Raw genomic sequence first — 17492 nt, 5'->3', positions numbered from 1 at the left:
AAAGATCCCTTCAACCCTTGACCGCGCCGAAGGTGAGGCCGCGGACGAGCTGTTTCTGGACAAGGAACGTGAAAAGCACGATCGGCAGCGTTGCCACGATCGCGACTGCCGCGACCTGTCCCCAGAGCGTGCCATGCGGCGTCACCAGCCCCGGTATGCCGACGGTCAGCGGCCGCCCGTCGAAAGCGACGAGGATGAAGGCATAGAGGAACTCGTTCCACGACAGGATGAAGCAGAGCACCGCTGTGGCGCCGATGCCGGGTGCGGCCAGCGGCGCGACGACGAAGAAGAATGCGCCGAGCCGCGAGCGGCCGTCCATCATCGCGGCCTCGTCGATCTCCCTGGGGATTTCGGCGAAGAAGCCGCGCATCATCCAGACGACGAGCGACAGGTTGAAGGAGGTGTGGGCGATCACAACGGCGTAGATGGTGTCGATCAGGCCCAGCGAGGTGAAGAACAGGAACAGCGGCACGGCGATTGAGATCGGCGGCGCCATGCGCGTGGTCAGGAAGAAGAAGAACAGGTCTTCCTTGCCGGGAAAATCCGAGCGGGCAAAGCCATAGGCCGCTGGCGCGCCGATGACGATGCAGAGTATGGTCGACGACACCGAGATCAGCACCGAATTGATCGCCAGCGGCCAGTATCCCTTGTCGATGAAGACGGCGGGATAGTTGGCAAGCGTCGGCGAAAAAATCCATTTCGGCACAGAAGACAGAAGATCGACGCGGTTCTTGAACGACGCCAGCACCATCCAGACATAAGGCGTCAGCGCCACCACGACGGCGACGAGCAACACCGCCCAGGCAAAGCTTTTCCAGGCGCGGTTGGTGGACTGATCGATCATCGCAGCGCCCTCAAAACGCCCCCACCTGCTTGCGGCTCGACCAGTAGACGGCCTTGTAGAAGACCGAGCACAGGATCAGCACGACGAGATAGATCATGAAGGCGACCGCGGCGCCGTAGCCGAGGTCCCAGTTACGGAAATTGACGCGGTAGGCGTAGATCGAGACCAGCTCGGTCAGCGTTCCCGGTCCGCCGCCGGTCATCAGGAAAACCTTGTCGAACTCCTTGAAGGCGTCGATGCCGCGCAGCAGCAGCACGAGCGCGATGACCGGCCGCAGCAGCGGCAGCATGACGTTTCGGAAAATCTGGAACGGTTTGGCGCCATCCATCATCGCCGCCTCGAACGGCGCGCGCGGCAGGCTCATCATCCCGGCGAGCATGATCAGGGTGACGAAAGGCGTCCACTGCCAGACATCGATGGCGACGATGGTCGGAAACACCAGGTCGGGTGCCGAAAGCACCGCCGAATTCTGCGCCAGCAGGCCGACCTTGCGCATGTAGAAGGTGAGCATGCCGAAATCGCCCTGCAACAGCAGCCGCCAGATCAGCCCGACGGCGACCGGCGCGATCATCATCGGGATGAGCAGCAGTGTGGTGAGAAGCCGCTGGCTGGCGACGAAGCGGAAGATCAGGAAGGCCAGCGCAAAGCCGAGCAGGAATTCCAGGCCGACGGCGATGATGACGAATTTCAGCGTCAGCAGGAACGATGCCCAGAAGAATGGGTCGTTGCGCATCAGCTTGCGGAAATTGTCGAAACCGACGAAGGCGCCGGCATGGCTGGCGTCGGCGAAGCTGAGGTCGGTCAGCGCGGTGTAGACCATGTAGTAGAACGGGCCGACCAGGAAGACGACGACGAGCAGCGTCGCCGGCAGCATCAAGAGCGGCCCCACCCCACGGTCGAGAAGCGGCATTCCGCGCGGCGATGGAGTGCGGTTCGTCACGGGCGTTTCCTGCGGACAAGAACGGCTACCCGCTTGTGCGGGTAGCCTCTGCGCGACATCTCAAGGCCTATCGTGCCGGATAGGTCATGGGTGCGCAAGAACCGAGCAGTGTCGAGATGTCGGTGGCGGCGGTGTCGAGGGCGGCCTGCGCCTCCTTTTCGCCGGCGAGGTAGGATGACAGTTCGCGCACTAGTATGTCGGTCATCTCGGCCGATTGCGGCAGCGTCGCCTTCGGCACCGCATGCTCGTTGGCCTCCATCGAAGCCTTGGCATAGGGCAGCTTCTGCACCTCGGCGGAGGCATAGACATCTGGCCGACCTGAAGCGCCGCCATTGAGATGCTGTTCGAGCTGGCGGTCATAGCCCATCATCCACTGGACGAAGAGGAAGGCGGCCTGCTGGTTCTTCGAATAGACCGGGATGAGATAGGTCCAGCCCTCGACCTGGCCGATCTTCCCGCCGTCGCCTTGCGGCACGAGATCGAAGCCAACCTTGCCGACCACGGTGGAGGCCGTGGTGTCGACCGACACGGCATAGGTTGCGTCGTTCCACATGATCAGCTCGGCGACCTTGGCTTGCTGCATCAGCGCCATGACATCATCCCAGAAATAGTTGAGGCTGTCCGGCGGCGAGAATTGCAGCAGGCTCTTGTAATATTCGAGCGAGGCGACGGCCTTGGGGCTGTTGACGATGACCGGGCCGCAGGCCGAGCCGCTCTTCACGTCGAGCACGTCGCCGCCGAAGGAATAAAGGAAATTGAGCCACTCATACCACAGTGCCTCATGGCGCTTGCCCTGCAGGGCGGTGCCGTAAAAACCCTGGTCGGGGCGATAGAACCATTCGGCGATATCGCGGTATTGCTTCCAGTCCTTGGCGGGAGCGAGGCCGTAGCCATACTTGCCCTTGAAGCCTGCCTGCTCCTTGGGATCGGCGAGCAGGTCCGAGCGATACCACATGAACATGTTGAGCACTGTGAAGGGGAAGCCGTACTCCTTGCCGTCATACCAGGAGATTTCGTGCCAGGCGGTCTGGTAGAGCTGCTTCTCCGGCTCGAAGCTCGGATCGCGCAAAGCCGGGTCGGCCATCATCTTGGCGATTTCGACCAGATGGTTGTTGGTGGCGAACTTGCCGAGTTCGCGATGCGGCTGGATGATGACGTCGTAGCGGCCGCGGTGCGAGTTGAGATCGAGCTGCACCTTGTTGACGGCTTCCGAGTGCTCGTACATCTCGACTTCGACATGGATGCCGGTCTGTTTTTCAAACTCCGGCGCCATCTTCTTCAGCGCTTCGAGCGGCGGCAGCGCCTCGCCGACCATGCGGATGGTCTGGCCGCTATAGGGTTTCGACGCCTCTTTCAGATCCCACGCGTCCGCTTGTGTCACTTGCCACGTCAGGGGCCACACAAATACGACTGCGACGAGCAGTCTGGACGCGGTACGTCTCAGCGGCTTGAGCATTCTTCCCTCTCCCTAGAAGTCGTGCCTGGCGGGCCGGCGCCCGTTTTGTCATAAAATGTGTGGTACTGCAAATCAAAATGTGGCACCTTGCAACAAATGGTTGGGAGGTGTTAACAGACCGGCAGCAAACCGGCTTTCCCGACCAGGCGAGGGACCTTTCGGATGGACTTCATCTTCATGCTGACGCGCAACGATCGCACGGTCGAGGACTGTCTCGACCTGGTCGATTTGATTGAGCCGGTCGGCCTGAAGCATGTCGGCTTCAAGGATATTGGCGTCGCGCCGGATGTGCTGCGCAAGCTCGCTGTCGCCATTGGCCGGACAGGCGCCACCACTTACATGGAAGTTGTCTCGACGACGGCTGAGGCCTGCCTTAATTCCGCGCGCATCGCCAGGGATCTCGGCATCCAGCGCCTGCTCGGTGGTACCCAGGTCGACGAGATCATGGCGTTGCTGGAGGGGAGCGGCACCGAATACTACCCTTTTCCCGGGCGGCCGGTCGGCCATCCGACCAAGCTCGGCGGTTCGGCCGAGGATGTCGAGGCCGACTGCCGGGCCTTCGCCGAGAAGGGTTGTGCGGGATGCGACATCCTCGCCTATCGCGCCACCGAGGCCGACCCGGCCGAACTGGTGCGCGCAGCCCGGCGCGGGCTTGGTCCGTCGCGGCATCTGATCGTCGCCGGCGCTGTGGCATCAGCCGATCGGATCAAGGCAATCAAGCTGGCCGGCGCCAACGCTTTTACCATTGGCACAGCGGTTTTCGATGGCTCCTATTCGCCGACGAAAGGTTCTATCCTCTCGCAACTGCGGGATGTCCTCGCGGATTGCGAGCGTGTCTAATGCCAGTCATCGGCATCGATCTCGGCACACAAAGCCTAAAGGCGATCGTTGTCGATGACGAATTGCGGCTGCGTGGCGAGGCCGCTGTGTTGTACCAGCCGGCCTTCCCGGCGCCCGGCTGGGCCGAACAGAACCCGGCGCTGTGGCTGGCGGCGCTCAAGCCGGCCATTGCCGGCGCGCTCGACAAGGCTGGGCTTGCGCCGTCCGACATCAAGGGTATTGCCATTGCCGGCCAGCTCGACGGCTGCGTCGCGGTCGATGGCAATGGTGAGGCGCTGGCTCCGTGCATCATCTGGATGGACCGGCGGGCGGCAGGAGAGATCGCCGGCATCGATCCGGACTTCATCCGCGAGCGCACCGGTCTTGTCCTCGATGCCACGCATATGGCGGCGAAAATCCGCTGGGCAGCGCGCAACCTGCCCGAAGCGCGCCGGGTGGCGCTCTGGCATCAACCGGTATCGTTCGTGGTCGCGGCGCTGTGCGGTCGTGCCGTCATCGATCACGCGCTGGCCTCGACAACCATGCTCTATGGACTGAAGGAGCACAACTATGCCGGCGATCTGCTGGCCGCCTTCGACATCGATGCAGATAAATTGCCCGGCATCGACGATGCATCTGAGATCGCCGGCGCCTTGACGCACGCCGGCGCCGAGCTCACCGGTCTGCCTGTGAGCACGCCGCTGGCGGTCGGCACCGGCGATGATTTTTCGGCCGCCATAGGCGCCGGGGTCGTCGTGCCCGGTGTCGTCGCCTGCAATCTCGGCACGGCCGAAGTGGTCGGCGCGGTGTCCGGCACGCTTCGCCTCGACCCCGGCGGCCTGGTGGAGACCCATGGCTTTCTCGGCGACGGCTATTTCATCTCCAATCCCGGATGGCTCTCGGGCGGCGCGGTGACGTGGTTTCTAACAACCTTCGGCGTCGATTCGCCGGCGGCGATGTCGGAACTGGCGGCGACGGTGGTTGCCGGCAGCGACGATTTGCTGTTCCTGCCGGCCTTGTCCGGTGCCATGGCGCCGCGCTGGATCGCCGAAGCGCGTGCCGCTTTCTACGGCCTGACATCCTTCCACGGCAAAGCGGCCTGCGCTCGCGCAGTGCTGGAAGGCTGCGCCTTCGCCATGCGCGACGTTGTCGACCGGCTGGACGAGCTCGGCATAACAACCGGGCGCATCCGGCTCTCAGGCGGTGGCGCGCGCAGCCGGGTGTGGGGGCAAATCCGGGCCGATGTCAGCGGCAGGCCGGTCGAGATCGCGGATGCGGCCGATGCCTCGCCGATCGGTGCGGCAATCCTTGCCGCCGCGGCCGTCGGCCTTACCTCCTCAGTGCAGCAGGCGGCTGAAAGGCTGGCCGGCCACGTCGAGACGATCGACCCTGATCCTTCCGCCAAGGCCGCCTACGACAGAAGTTACCGCCGGTATCGCACCTTGTTCGATGCCCTGACCCCGCTTCATGCTGACTGACCGGACTGCATCCTATGTCCAGACAAATGCTCGATCGCCTTATTGCCGGCACGCTGCCTGACCCGGACAGCCAGGGAATGCTGTCGGTGCCGCTGAAGACCATCGTCATAGGGCGCGGTCTCGGCGACGAGGCCGATGCGCTGGTCAAGCCGCTGCCGCTCGGCCGCAAGCTCGCCGTGGTCATGGATCCCGACACAGGGCTGGCGCTGGGTGAGAGGGTGTCGATCGCACTGCGTGGCAGCAGCGATGTCGACAAGATCATCCTGCCGCGCCATCCGCATCCGGACATGGACGCGGTGCGATCGGTGATCGCACGCACGAAAGACGCCAGCGGCCTAGTCGCGGTCGGATCTGGCTCGATCAACGACATCACCAAATATGCTGCCCATCTCACCCAAAAACCTTATGCGGTGTTCGGCACCGCGCCATCGATGAACGGCTACACCTCGGTGTCGGCGGCAATCACCGAGGACGGCCTCAAGAAATCGCTGACGGCCAGCCTGCCGGTCGGCGTCTTCCTCGATCTCGATGTCATGGCGCGGGCGCCGCACCGGCTGATCGCTGCCGGCTTCGGCGATTCGATGGCGCGGCCGACCGCGCAGACCGATTGGCTGATGGCGCATCTGTTGCTCGGCACGCCCTACAGGCAGGCGCCGTTCATGCTTCTGGCCGAGGACGAGAAGGCGCTCATCGCCAATGCCGGCGAACTCGGGACCGGCGACCTTGAGGCGATGGAAGTGCTGGTGCGCACGCTGGTCATGTCCGGTCTCGGCATGACGCTGTGCGGCGGCTCTTATCCGGCCAGCCAGGGCGAACATCTGATCGCCCACTATATCGACATGCGGGGCCAGGGATTGCCTGAGGCGCATCACGGCGAACACATAGCGGTGACGACGTTGACGATGGCGCGGCTGCAGGAGCGCGTGCTGGCACTGCCGGAGCTGCAGCTCGCGCCGTCCGCGGATACGCCAGAACGCTTCATCGAGATCTTCGGCGAAACGCTCGGACGTTCCTGCTGGGCGGCATTCAAGCCCAAGCTGCTGGACCGCGAACGGGCAAACGCCATCAACACCATGCTGGCCAAGCAATGGCGCTCGCATCGTGAAAGGCTGGTGCGGGTGGCACGCCCGGCGCGCGAGATCGCGGCAGCACTGCGCGCCGCCGGCGCGCCGACCACGCCGCAGGAGGTTGCCATACCGGCTGGCTTCTACGACGAGGCGGTCGCCAATGCCCGGCTGATCCGCGACAGGTTCACCATGCTCGACGTCGCGGCTGCCTCGCTCGAAACGGTTGCGGCGGGAGCCTGAGCGGGTGCTGCGTCCGCTTGCCGACTTCACCGCGCTGGACCGGCGCAACATCGCCGTCGTTCTGACCGATATCGACGACACCTTGACCGACAAGGGACGGCTGCCGGCAAAAGCCTATGCGGCGCTCGAGCGGCTGAAGCAGGCCGGCTTTCTTGTCGCGCCGGTGACCGGCCGCCCTGCCGGCTGGTGCGACCTGATCGCGCGGCAATGGCCGGTCGATGGCGTGATCGGCGAGAACGGCGCCTTCTATTTCCGCTATGACGACGCCAAAAAGCGGATTGTTCGCCACTACGCCAAGAGCGCTGCCGAACGGCAGGCCGATGCCGCGCGCCTCAAGGAGATCGAGCAAACCGTTCTGCGCGAAGTTCCGGGTGCGGCGGTCGCGGCCGACCAGGCCTATCGCGAGGCCGATCTGGCGATCGATTTTTGCGAGGACGTGGCGCCGCTGCCCAAAACCGAGGTTCTGAAGATCGTCGGCATCTTCCAGCGCTACGGCGCGACGGCGAAAATCTCGTCCATCCACGTCAATGGCTGGTTCGGCAAATACGACAAACTGTCGACAAGCCGGCTATTCTTGCGGGACTGTTTCGGTATAGATATCGACCACGACAAGGACAGCATTGTCTTCGTCGGCGATAGTCCAAACGATGCACCAATGTTCGGCTTCTTCCCCAACAGCGTCGGCGTCGCTAATGTGCTGGACTTCGCCGGCGAGCTTCCGGCGTCTCCCGCCTTCGTCACAAGCGGTCGCGGCGCGGAGGGATTTGCCGAGCTTGGCGACGCGCTGATTGCTGCAAAGGGAATGGAATAGTCATGGACCAAGGCCGACTGACGAAGAAGGAGCGGCACGCGCTTATCCTTTCGGAAGTGCGCCGGTCGGCGTCGATACGCATCTCCAAGCTCGCACGGCGCATCGGCGTCGCCGGCGAGACCATCCGCCGCGATCTCATCGAACTCGGCGATGCCGGGCTGATCAACCGCACCTATGGCGGTGCGACGATCTCGCTGGTGACATCAGAACCGGTGATTTCGGAGCGTGGCCTGACCCTGATCGAGGAGCGCGCCCGCATCGGCCGCGGCGCGGCAAGCCTTGTCGAGAAGGGCCAGATCGTGATGATCGATGGCGGTTCGACCACCTATGAGGTGGCGCGCAACCTTTCGCAGCTGAAGCGCGACCTGACCATCATCACCAATTCCACCGGCGTGGCCTCGGTGGCGGGCGCCAATCCGACCTTTCGGGTGCTGCTCTGCCCCGGGACCTATGATAGCCGGGAAGGCAGCGTGTTGGGCGAAGACACCGTCGAGTTCCTGCGCCGCTACAATGCCGACGTCGCCATTATCGGGGCATCGGGGATAAGCGCCGATGGCCCGAGCGACATGATCTCGGGCGCCGCGGCCGTTAAACGCGCAATGATATCGCGTTCACTGTCGACGGTGCTGGTGGTGACCCACGACAAGTTTGGCCGCAGCAGTCTGGAACGCATCTGCGGGCTCGACGACATTGCCGATATCGTCACCGACAGCGAACCGAAGGCCGACCTGCGCACTGCTGCCGAACAGGCGGGCACGGAGCTGCATGTGTTTGCCGCCGACTGATCAGCATTGGCTATCCGGCGGCATCCCGGTTGGTCAGCGCGATGTGGCAGCAGCCGGGGCCGTGGCCCGGCGTCCAGGTGACATTGTCGAAGCGCACGCCCGTTGCCTCGAACAGACCACGGTCGAAAGCGCCGGCGATGCGGCAGAGCGTGGCGAGTTTTTCATCACCGACACCGGCCTCGACCCAGGCGTCCTTCAGCGGACAACGCTTCACCTTGAATGCGATGTGGTCCGGCCCGCGCTCGACATCGGTCGGATACATCAGGCCGCCATCCGGGCTGACGGCCAAAAATGCCTCGCCGATGGCCGGCGCGTCGTTAGGTCCGAAACGGGCGAAGGCGGCGGCCGCCACCTCCTTGCCGCGCTGCTCGATGGTGCGAATCATGATCGCCTCGGCCTTTTCCGCGCCGAGTTCGCCGGTCAGCTCGTCGAGAAACAGGCGGTAGAGATCGGCGCGGTTGCGGAAGGCGAAATCGAGTTCGCGCGAGAGTTTTTCGGCTCTGGGTGCTTCGGGATCGGTCATGATGTGTCCTTGCCTTTGACCATGATCTTGTCCGCAAACGGGTTTGCACTTTGCGGGATCATGGCCGGATCCTGTTCAATCTTGGCGCGGCCGCCACCAGCGCCTTGCCGACCGCCGATTGCGGCCCGTCGATGATGGTGCGGGCGTCGCCGCTCTCGGCGATCCGCCCGGCGTCGAGAAGGACGACGCGGTGAGCGATCGCACGGACCACGCCGAGATCGTGCGAAATGAAGAGATAGGCGATCCGTTCCCTGGCTTGCAGGTCGAGCAGCAGTTCGAGGATCTGTCCGCGCACCGAAACATCGAGCGCCGACACTGCCTCGTCGAGCACGATCAGCGACGGGTTTGTCGCAATGGCGCGGGCGATGGCGACGCGCTGGCGCTGGCCGCCGGAGATTTCGTGAATGGCGCGCGGGGCGAGATCGGCTGCCAGCCCGACGCGATCCAGCAAGGCAGCAATGCGGGCCGGCCTCTCGGCGCGGGAAGCGATGGCATGGATGCGCAAGGGATCGTCAAGCACGCGAGCCACCGTGGCGCGCGGGTTGAACGCGGCGAGCGGATCCTGGAACACCATTTGCAGGCGCGCGCGCTTGGTGCGCAGGGCCGCACCCTTCAAGAGCAGAAAGTCATCGCCTTCGAACTGGACGGTGCCGGCGTCCGGCTCGATCAACCTAAGCACCAGCCGCGCGATCGTCGACTTGCCGCCGCCGGAGGGCCCGGCCAGCGCCAGCGTCTCGCCGGGTTCGATGGCGAAGGAGACACCGTCGACGGCCGCGATGGCCTTGCCGCCACGACGGTATCGCTTGGTAAGACCGGAGACGGTGAGCAAGTTCATGCCGGCGCCCGTCGTAGCAGCGGATCGGCGTCGAGGCCGAGATGGGCGTCGAGCAGCGTTCGTGTATAGGCATGGCGCGGGGCGTTTATGATTTGCTCCGTCGGGCCGAGTTCGATCAGTTCGGCGTTCCGGAATACAGCGATACGCTCTGCGAGTTCGGCGGCCAGCGCGATGTCGTGGCTGATGAACAGCAGCGTCATGCCGTCCTCCGCCACCAGTTGCCGAATGAGGCTGACGATTTCGGCTTGCACAATGGTGTCCAGCGCGCTGGTCGCCTCATCGGCGATCAGCAGTTTCGGACCGGCTGCAATGGCCGCGGCAACAGCAACGCGCTGCTTCTGGCCGCCGGAGAGCTGGTGCGGGAAAGCACGCATGGCGGTTTGTGGGTCGGGCAGCCGGACACGTTGGAGCAGGGTTTTGGCTTTGGCGTAAGCTTGTGGCCAGTCGAGGCCGAGGTGGGTGCGGGCGACTTCGGCGATCTGTTTGCCGACGGTCATGACGGGGTCGAGGCTGGCGGAGGGGTCCTGGAAGACGAAACCAATGTCGCGACCGGGAAGGGGGAGCGTACTGGGTTCGGTTAATTTGAGAGGTCGGCGTTCCGTCACACCCCCCTCTGTCCTGCCGGACATCTCCCCCGCAAGGGGGGAGATTGCTCTCTCATCTCCGCCTTCGCCAACCACGAACGTTGCAGAAGGGAAGCCGTCGGCAAAGCTGCTGATCTCCCCCCTTGCGGGGGAGATGTCCGGCAGGACAGAAGGGGGTGGGAAGGATCGCGGCGCCTGAAATTGCCACTTGAAATGCCCTTCAATCTTGGCGCTCGCCGGCAGCAGTCCAGCCACCGCCAGCGCCAGCGTGCTCTTCCCCGACCCGCTTTCGCCGATAATCGCCAGCCGCTCGCCGGCAATAACATCCAGGCTGACCCCCTTCAGTGCCGTCACTTCGCCCCCGTCCCGCCGATAGCGCACCGACAGGTCGCGTACCTCAGCCAGTGCGGTCATGACAGGCTCCTCCGCACCGCCGTCGTTTCGACCACGCCTTCGCCGGCGAGATAGACGCCGAGCACGGTCAGCACCAGGGCAATGCCCGGAGCGATCGACAGAAAGGGCGCGGTTCGCAGCACAGTGCGGCCCTCGGCAATCATGCCGCCCCAGGTAACGCGATTGGGGTCGCCGAGACCAAGGAAGGACAGCGCCGCCTCGGTGAGGATCGCGGCGGCCACGATCACCGAGGACAAGGCCAGCACCGGCGGCAACGCGTTGGGCAACACCTCGCGAAAAGCGATCTCAAGCGGATGCATGCCGATGACGCGAGCGCCGGCGACGTAATCGCGCTCGCGGATCGACAGCACTTCGGCGCGCGCTACACGCGCCGGTCCGGTCCAGGCGCCAAGCGCTATTGCCGTGACGACGACGCCGAGCGACGGCCCGACGACGCTGACGAAGGCCAGCGCCAGGAGAAAACTCGGCACGGTCTGGAAGGCATCGGTGATGCGCATCAGCCCCTCGTCCACAAGGCCGCCGGCAAAACCGGCCAGCGTGCCGACGACCGCGCCGATGAAGAGTGCCGCCGCTGCCGCCGCCAGGCCGACCGCCAGCGAGGTGCGGGCGCCGTGGAACAGTTCGGCCAGCACGTCACGGCCGAGCCGGTCGGTGCCGAGCGGCAGCGACCAGTCCTGGAAGGGCGGCAGCAGTGCTGGTCCGGCAATGGCCTGCGGGTCGCCGGGGAAGAGCAGCGACGCAAACAGCGCCATGGCGAACAGAAGCGCCAGGATGATCGCGCCGGCGACCGCTTCCGGCCGGCGCAGGAACCGCGGCAGCGCGCTCACGCGCTGGCCTCGCCGGCGCCGACGCGCGGGTCGAGGAAGGCGTAGGCGATGTCGACGGCAAGGTTGACGGCAATGACGAGGACGGCGCTGGTGAGGATGATGCCGAGCAGCAGCGGCGTGTCGCGCGAAGCGACCGCTTCCTGCGCCAGCCGGCCGAGCCCGGGCACGGCAAAGACGCTTTCGATGACGACGCTGCCGCCCAGCATCTGCGCCGATTGCAGGCCGAGCATGGTGACCAGCGGCAAGAGCGCGTTGCGGGCGACATGGGCGAGCACGATGCGGCGGCGTGACAGCCCCCTGGCGCGGGCGGCGAGCACAAAATCCTGCCGCCACGCCTCGCCCATGCCGGCGCGCATCATGCGCAGATAGAGCGCGAGATAGATGAAGCCGAGCGCGGAAACCGGCAGGACGAGGTGGACGGCGATATCGGTGGCGCGGGCAAGCCCGGTCTTGTCCGAGGCGAGCGTCTCGATGCCGCCGATCGGCAGCCAGCGCAGGTCGACGGCAAAGACGACGATCAGCACCAGGCCAAGCCAGAAACCCGGCACGGCATAAAGCGCCAGCGAGCCGATCGACAGGAAGCGGTCGCGAAAGCTGCCGGGTCTGGCGCCGGCGTAGATGCCGAGCGCCGAGCCCAAACCGAAGGAGAGCGCGGTGGCGGTCACCATCAGGAGCAGTGTCGTCGGCAGGCGTTCCAGGATAACATCGCGAATTGGCCGCGAGAAGGTAACGGACTGGCCGAGGTCGAAATGCAGCAGCGCCCAGAGATAGTTCGCGAGCCGTGTCAGCTCGGACTGGTCGAGGCCCCAGCGATGACGCAGCAATTCGATCATGCCGGCGTCGCCGCCGGTCGAGACGATGTAGGCGTCGACCGCGTCACCGGGCGCAGCTTCCAGGAGGAGGAATGTGCCGATGATGACGATCAGCAGCACGAAGATGCTGCCGACGAGGCGACGGCGGATGAGGGTGAGGGCGCGGGTCATGGGAAAGGCATAGCGCTGCGCCAGTCGGGAGAGGTGCGGTGTCTAGGCACCCCCCTCTGTCCTGCCGGACATCTCCCCCGCAAGGGGGGAGATTGGATGTCGCCTCTGCCTTCGCCAATCTTCGATGCCGAATGTACGCGACAGCGAAGCTGCTGATCTCCCCCCTTGCGGGGGAGATGTCCGGCAGGACAGAGGGGGGTGTGACGAAACGCGGCCCTACGCCATGCCTTCACACCAATTTCTTTGCGAACTTTCATCCGCGCAAATGTGTCACGATTCCAGATAGGTGTCCGCCCAGTTCGACACCGCCCATCGCGGGTTGTTGGCGATGTTGCCCACGGTATCGCGCGCGACGCTGATGAAGCTCCATTCGGCGACGTTGATCAGCGGCAGGTCCGCCGCGACCTGTTTCTGGAATTCCTTGTAGAGGTCGGTGCGCGCTGACGTATCCAGCGTCTCCGAAGCCTTGGCGATCAGCGCGTCGAGCGCGGCGTTCTTGTAGCCGCCCTGGTTGGAGAACGGCACGCCGTCGGGAATGCCGCTCTGCACCAGGATGGTGGTCGAGATCGCCGGGTCGCCGCGGAACACCGGCGGGCCGACGGCGAGGTCGAAGGCGTGGTCGGTGTAGACGGCCTTGATGTGCGCGGCCGAGTCGTTGTTGACGATCACGGCGTCGATGCCGATTGCCGCCAGCGCCTGGCGCAGATAGTGGCCGAACTGCTTCGTCTCGTTGAAATAGGGTGCCGGCAGGAGTTTCAGCGCAAAACGCTTGCCGTCATCGGCGCGCTTGTACCCCGCGTCGTCGAGCAAGGCGTTGGCCTTGGCGACGTCGAATGGATAGATCGGCACGTCGGCAGTGTAGAATTGCGGATCGTTCTTCGGCACCGGGCCGGTGGCGGTGGCGGCATAGCCGAGGAACACCGTCTTGACGACGAAGTCCTTGTCGATGGCATGCGCGATCGCCTGGCGCACCTTCACGTCGGCCAGTTCCTTGCGGCGATGGTTGATCTCGACGACGAGTTGATAGGTCAGCCCCTCATAGCCCTTGGAGATGACCTTCAGGCCCGGCACCTTGGAGATGCGGTCGAGGTCGGCCAGTGGCACGGCGGAGAAGGCGGCGAGCTGGATCTCTTCGGCCTCGAGTGCGGCCGCGGCGGACGTGCGGTCCGGCAGCACCTGATAGATGATCTCGTCGAGATACGGCTCGTCCTTGGCCCAGTAATCCGCATTCCTGGTCAGCTTGTAATACTGGCCGGCCTTGTATTCGCCGAACTTGAACGGCCCGGTGCCGATGGGTGCATTGTTGGCCGGGTTGTCCTCGATCTTGCCGACCTCGTAGATGTGCTTCGGCACCACGCTTGACAGCGCCGGCAGCGCATTGCGGATCAGCTGGAACGGCGTTGGCTTGGCGAATTTGAAGACGGCGGTCAGATCGTCAGGGGTGTCGACGCTGGCCAGATCCTTGAACACGGTGCGGCCGAGATTCTGCAGCGGCTTCCAGATCTGCAGCGCGGAGAAGGCGACGTCGGCCGAGGTGAACGGCTCGCCGTCATGCCATTTGACGCCGTCGCGCAGTTTGAAGGTCACCGACAGCCCATCGGCAGCACCTTCCCAGGAGAGCGCAAGGCGGGGTTCCAGTCCGTCCTTGCCTTTGAACGAGGCTTCGGCCAGCGTTTCGACGATCTTGCTGGAGATGAAGAAGACGCCGTTGGAGGCGACGATGGCCGGATTGAGGTTGCGCGGCTCGGAATCGGCGGCAAGCACGAGGCGGCCGCCCTTCTTCGGCGTCTGCGCCCAGCTGAATGTGGGCATGGCGGTGGAGGCCAGCAGTAAAACTGAGCCGCCAAGCAGCGTGCGTCTGGAAATATCCGACATGATCAACCTCCGTCCTCTCCGCGACCAGATGGGCGCACCCCTCGAAGCTGGCCGCACCCGCCAGCATCCTCGCGGCGATTATGACCCTTGCCAAGGGTTTCGCCAGAGACGGAATTGGCGCATCCTTGCTTGGCTTTGAAATTTTCGTCCGCTGGACCAGTTTTAGAGGTGGCCCTTTCATTCTGGTGTTCTGGTAGGACCAGATTGCCTTAGTGTGCAGCAATGACGAGTGGTGACAGCCTGCCGAAGCAATCTAACCTGTTTCTGGCTGGACCAGAGTTAACGAAATGGTGCAGATTTGATCGAAGCCAAGGGATTGGACGCAGTACGGCCGGCGATCCCACTGATATCAGGGAGAGAAAGATGAACATTGCCCCGGGCAAGAGCGCCGTCAGCAATATCCCGTTCGACCAGGCGAGGGTCGACCGGCTGATGGAAGAGGCCGGTATCGATGTTCTGCTCGCGACGTCCAAGCACAACACGCAGTATCTGCTCGGCGGTTACAAGTTCATCTTCTTTGCCGCCATGGATGCGATCGGCCATAGCCGTTACCTGCCTATCGTCCTCTATGAAAAGGGCGGGCCCGGTCATGCCGCCTACATCGGCAACCGCATGGAAGGCGCCGAGCACCAGAACAGCCCGTTCTGGACGCCGACGCTGCATGCCGCCTGCTGGGGCACGCTCGATGCTGCCAATCTTGCGGTCGAGCACATCAGCAAGATCGGCAACGCAGGCGCCCGCATCGGCATCGAGCCGGCCTTCCTGCCGTCGGACGCCTATGCGCTGATCCGCAGGGCGTTACCGGATGCCAGGCTGATCGACGCGACCGACATGCTGGAGAGCATGCGCGCCATCAAGACGGACGCCGAGCTGGAAAAGCTGCGTATTGCCTCCGAGCTGATCACGGATTCCATGCTGGCGACCATCCAGTGGGCGCATGAAGGCACGACCAAGGCCGAGATGATCGAGCAGCTCAGGCGCGAGGAAACCAATCGCGGCGCGCATTTCGAATACTGCCTGCTGACGCTGGGTGCCAGCCACAACCGCGCGGCGTCACCGCAGGCGTGGAACAAGGGCGAGGTGCTGTCGATCGATTCCGGCGGCAATTATCACGGCTATATCGGCGACCTCTGCCGCATGGGCATTCTCGGCGAACCGGATGCCGAGCTGGAAGATCTCCTGGCCGAGGTCGAGATTGTCCAGCAGGCGGCGTTCTCGAAGGTCAAGGCGGGCACCATCGGCGGCGACATGATTTCGCATGCCGAGGGCGTTCTGAAGAAATCAAAGGTCGCGCCCTATACCGATTTCTTCGCCCACGGCATGGGCCTGATCACGCATGAGGCTCCGTTCCTGATGACCAACCATCCGGTGACCTATGAAGGCACCTATGCCGCCAAGCCGCTGGAGACAAACATGGTGCTGTCGGTGGAGACGACCATGCTTCACCCGACGCGGGGGTTCATCAAGTTGGAGGACACGTTGGCGGTGACGGATACGGGATATGTAATGTTTGGGGATCGGGCGCGGGGGTGGAATAGAGGTGGGATAGCCTAGCTCGGCGCTACCCCCTCACCCGGATTGCCATCCGAATTGCGAAGGGCAATTCGGGGCTATCCGACCTCTCCCCGAGGGGAGAGGAGTTTGCGCCGGCGCTGGCTTCTGCCTCTTCTCCCCTCGGGGAGAAGGTGGCCGCGAAGCGGCCGGATGAAGGGGGCCTTTCGCGATTACTTCCCCGCCGGGATCAACCTGAAATCCGGCAACTCCCGCAGCACCAGTTCGGGTCCGGCCGGCGAATAGACGACGAAGAGCTGCATCGGCCCATCGCCCGTGTTCAGTGTCGAATGGAAACGGCTTTCCGGCACATAGATGGTGCAGCCGGGGCCGACCTTGGCGACGACCGGATTGCCCTCCTCGTCCTCCACCATCTGCTCGCCATTGCCTGAGATGACGAAGATGATCTCTTCCGCGCCGGGATGGTTGTGGCGCGTGTGGCCCTTGCCTGACGGCAGGTCGACGACGCCGCCGGAAAAGCGCGTCGCGCCATTTACTTCCGGCGCGACTGTCAGCGACAGCTTGCCCCAGTCAAAGCCGAAGGCGCTCACGTCCTTCGGGTATACGAATACCTTGCTCTTGTCGGTCATGATCTCATCCCTTCTTTTTCTTCTGGTCGTGCAGCGTGACGGCCTTGAAATCCGCCGTCTGCCTGGCGATCGCGGCTTCAGCCGGCAGCCGTTCCATCGAACTCGCGCCATAAAAGCCATGCAGGCCCTTGCAGCGGTCGAGGATGTATCTCGCGTCGTCCGGCATGGAGATCGGTCCGCCATGGCAAAGCAGGATGACATCCTTGCGCACCGATCGCGCCGCGTTGGCGATGGCGTCGATCTCGACCACGCAGTCGTCGAGCGACTTGGCCGACGTGGCTCCGATCGAGCCGCCGGTCGTCACTCCCATATGGGCAACGACGATGTCGGCGCCGGCTTTTGTCATGGCGCGCGCCTCGTAGGGGTTGAAGACATAGGGCGTGGTCAGAAGATCGAGCTTGTGCGCCTCGGCGATCATGTCGACCTCCAGCCCGAAGCCCATGCCGGTTTCCTCAAAACTCTGGCGCATGCTGCCATCGAACAGGCCGATGGTCGGGAAATTCTGCACGCCGGAAAAGCCCATCGTCTTCAGCTCGGCAAGCAGCAGCGGCATGATGACGAAGGGATCGGTGCCGTTGACACCGGCCAGCACCGGCGTCTTTTTGACCACCGGCAGCACCTCGTAGGCCATTTCCTTGACGATCTCGTTGGCGTTGCCATAGGCGAGCAGGCCGGCAGCCGAGCCGCGCCCGGCCATGCGGTAGCGGCCGGAATTGTAGATGATGATGAGGTCGATGCCGCCGGCTTCCTCGGCCTTCGCCGACAGGCCGGTGCCGGCGCCGCCGCCGACGATGGGCACGCCGTCGGTGATCATCGCCTTGAACTTCTTCAATATGTCCTTGCGCGGTATTGCGGGCATTTGTTGGCTCT

Annotated in this window: 17 protein-coding genes; 6 read left to right on the top strand and 11 right to left on the bottom strand. The window is 64.1% G+C overall.

Annotated features, from left to right (window positions below):
- Positions 1-10: 10 nt before the first annotated feature.
- The 3 genes from NKJ88_RS08385 to NKJ88_RS08375 all read right to left on the bottom strand — a co-directional run bounded on the left by NKJ88_RS08385 (position 11) and on the right by NKJ88_RS08375 (position 3165).
- Positions 11-844, bottom strand: coding sequence for a carbohydrate ABC transporter permease (locus NKJ88_RS08385; protein ID WP_023686650.1), 834 nt, complete (start codon positions 842-844; stop codon positions 11-13).
- A 10-nt stretch (positions 845-854) separates the two neighbouring features.
- Positions 855-1784, bottom strand: coding sequence for a carbohydrate ABC transporter permease (locus NKJ88_RS08380; protein WP_155923309.1), 930 nt, complete (start codon positions 1782-1784; stop codon positions 855-857).
- A 67-nt stretch (positions 1785-1851) separates the two neighbouring features.
- The gene (locus tag NKJ88_RS08375; RefSeq protein WP_023824659.1) at positions 1852-3165 is read right to left on the bottom strand and encodes an ABC transporter substrate-binding protein; all 1314 of its coding nucleotides are present in this window, start codon (positions 3163-3165) and stop codon (positions 1852-1854) included.
- A gap of 237 nt (positions 3166-3402) precedes the next feature.
- Here NKJ88_RS08375 and NKJ88_RS08370 point away from each other — a divergent pair, with 237 nt between their 5' ends.
- Genes NKJ88_RS08370 through NKJ88_RS08350 form a run of 5 tightly spaced genes read left to right on the top strand, consistent with a single transcriptional unit; the run spans position 3403 to position 8440 of the window.
- Positions 3403-4080 (top strand): beta/alpha barrel domain-containing protein, encoded by a 678-nt coding sequence (locus NKJ88_RS08370; RefSeq protein ID WP_023672934.1) that lies wholly within the window; start codon positions 3403-3405, stop codon positions 4078-4080.
- On the top strand, positions 4080-5537 hold the full coding sequence (locus tag NKJ88_RS08365; RefSeq protein ID WP_023824658.1) for a xylulokinase: 1458 nt from the start codon (positions 4080-4082) through the stop codon (positions 5535-5537). The genes NKJ88_RS08370 and NKJ88_RS08365 overlap by 1 nt, the downstream gene beginning before the upstream one ends.
- Before the next feature lie 14 nt (positions 5538-5551).
- Positions 5552-6844 carry an iron-containing alcohol dehydrogenase gene (locus NKJ88_RS08360; RefSeq protein WP_081726918.1) on the top strand — a complete coding sequence of 431 codons (1293 nt, stop codon included), beginning with the start codon at positions 5552-5554 and terminating at the stop codon, positions 6842-6844.
- Positions 6845-6851: 7 nt separating this feature from the next.
- Positions 6852-7655: an HAD-IIB family hydrolase gene (locus NKJ88_RS08355; protein ID WP_023824656.1), complete on the top strand. Its 804-nt coding sequence runs from the start codon at positions 6852-6854 to the stop codon at positions 7653-7655.
- Positions 7656-7657: 2 nt separating this feature from the next.
- Positions 7658-8440, top strand: coding sequence for a DeoR/GlpR family DNA-binding transcription regulator (locus NKJ88_RS08350; protein WP_023824655.1), 783 nt, complete (start codon positions 7658-7660; stop codon positions 8438-8440).
- A gap of 10 nt (positions 8441-8450) precedes the next feature.
- Here NKJ88_RS08350 and NKJ88_RS08345 read toward each other — a convergent pair whose 3' ends face one another.
- The 6 genes from NKJ88_RS08345 to NKJ88_RS08320 form a co-directional block, all read right to left on the bottom strand.
- Positions 8451-8963, bottom strand: coding sequence for an L-2-amino-thiazoline-4-carboxylic acid hydrolase (locus NKJ88_RS08345; RefSeq protein WP_023824654.1), 513 nt, complete (start codon positions 8961-8963; stop codon positions 8451-8453).
- 58 nt (positions 8964-9021) lie between these two features.
- Positions 9022-9798 (bottom strand): ATP-binding cassette domain-containing protein, encoded by a 777-nt coding sequence (locus NKJ88_RS08340; protein WP_023824653.1) that lies wholly within the window; start codon positions 9796-9798, stop codon positions 9022-9024.
- Entirely contained in the window at positions 9795-10796 is a 1002-nt protein-coding gene (locus NKJ88_RS08335; RefSeq protein ID WP_023835045.1) for an ABC transporter ATP-binding protein, read from the bottom strand. Before NKJ88_RS08335 ends, NKJ88_RS08340 begins: the two co-directional genes overlap by 4 nt.
- The gene (locus NKJ88_RS08330) at positions 10793-11623 is read right to left on the bottom strand and encodes an ABC transporter permease (RefSeq protein WP_023835044.1); all 831 of its coding nucleotides are present in this window, start codon (positions 11621-11623) and stop codon (positions 10793-10795) included. The genes NKJ88_RS08335 and NKJ88_RS08330 overlap by 4 nt, the downstream gene beginning before the upstream one ends.
- Positions 11620-12606, bottom strand: coding sequence for an ABC transporter permease (locus tag NKJ88_RS08325; RefSeq protein ID WP_352443919.1), 987 nt, complete (start codon positions 12604-12606; stop codon positions 11620-11622). The genes NKJ88_RS08330 and NKJ88_RS08325 overlap by 4 nt, the downstream gene beginning before the upstream one ends.
- Positions 12607-12876: 270 nt before the next feature.
- Complete coding sequence (locus NKJ88_RS08320; RefSeq protein WP_352443918.1) at positions 12877-14481, bottom strand: ABC transporter substrate-binding protein; 1605 nt, start codon at positions 14479-14481, stop codon at positions 12877-12879.
- 363 nt (positions 14482-14844) lie between these two features.
- Here NKJ88_RS08320 and NKJ88_RS08315 point away from each other — a divergent pair, with 363 nt between their 5' ends.
- A complete protein-coding gene (locus tag NKJ88_RS08315; protein WP_352443917.1) occupies positions 14845-16035 on the top strand; it encodes a M24 family metallopeptidase in 1191 nt (396 codons plus the stop codon).
- A 170-nt stretch (positions 16036-16205) separates the two neighbouring features.
- Here NKJ88_RS08315 and NKJ88_RS08310 read toward each other — a convergent pair whose 3' ends face one another.
- Both NKJ88_RS08310 and NKJ88_RS08305 read right to left on the bottom strand, forming a co-directional pair.
- Positions 16206-16622, bottom strand: coding sequence for a cupin domain-containing protein (locus NKJ88_RS08310; RefSeq protein WP_023698983.1), 417 nt, complete (start codon positions 16620-16622; stop codon positions 16206-16208).
- 4 nt (positions 16623-16626) lie between these two features.
- The gene (locus tag NKJ88_RS08305) at positions 16627-17481 is read right to left on the bottom strand and encodes a phosphoenolpyruvate hydrolase family protein (protein WP_352443916.1); all 855 of its coding nucleotides are present in this window, start codon (positions 17479-17481) and stop codon (positions 16627-16629) included.
- Positions 17482-17492 lie beyond the last annotated feature (11 nt).

This window comes from Mesorhizobium sp. M0016, assembly GCF_040324035.1.
In the GTDB taxonomy this organism is placed as follows: domain Bacteria; phylum Pseudomonadota; class Alphaproteobacteria; order Rhizobiales; family Rhizobiaceae; genus Mesorhizobium.
This window is presented reverse-complemented; position numbering and strand designations above follow the sequence as displayed.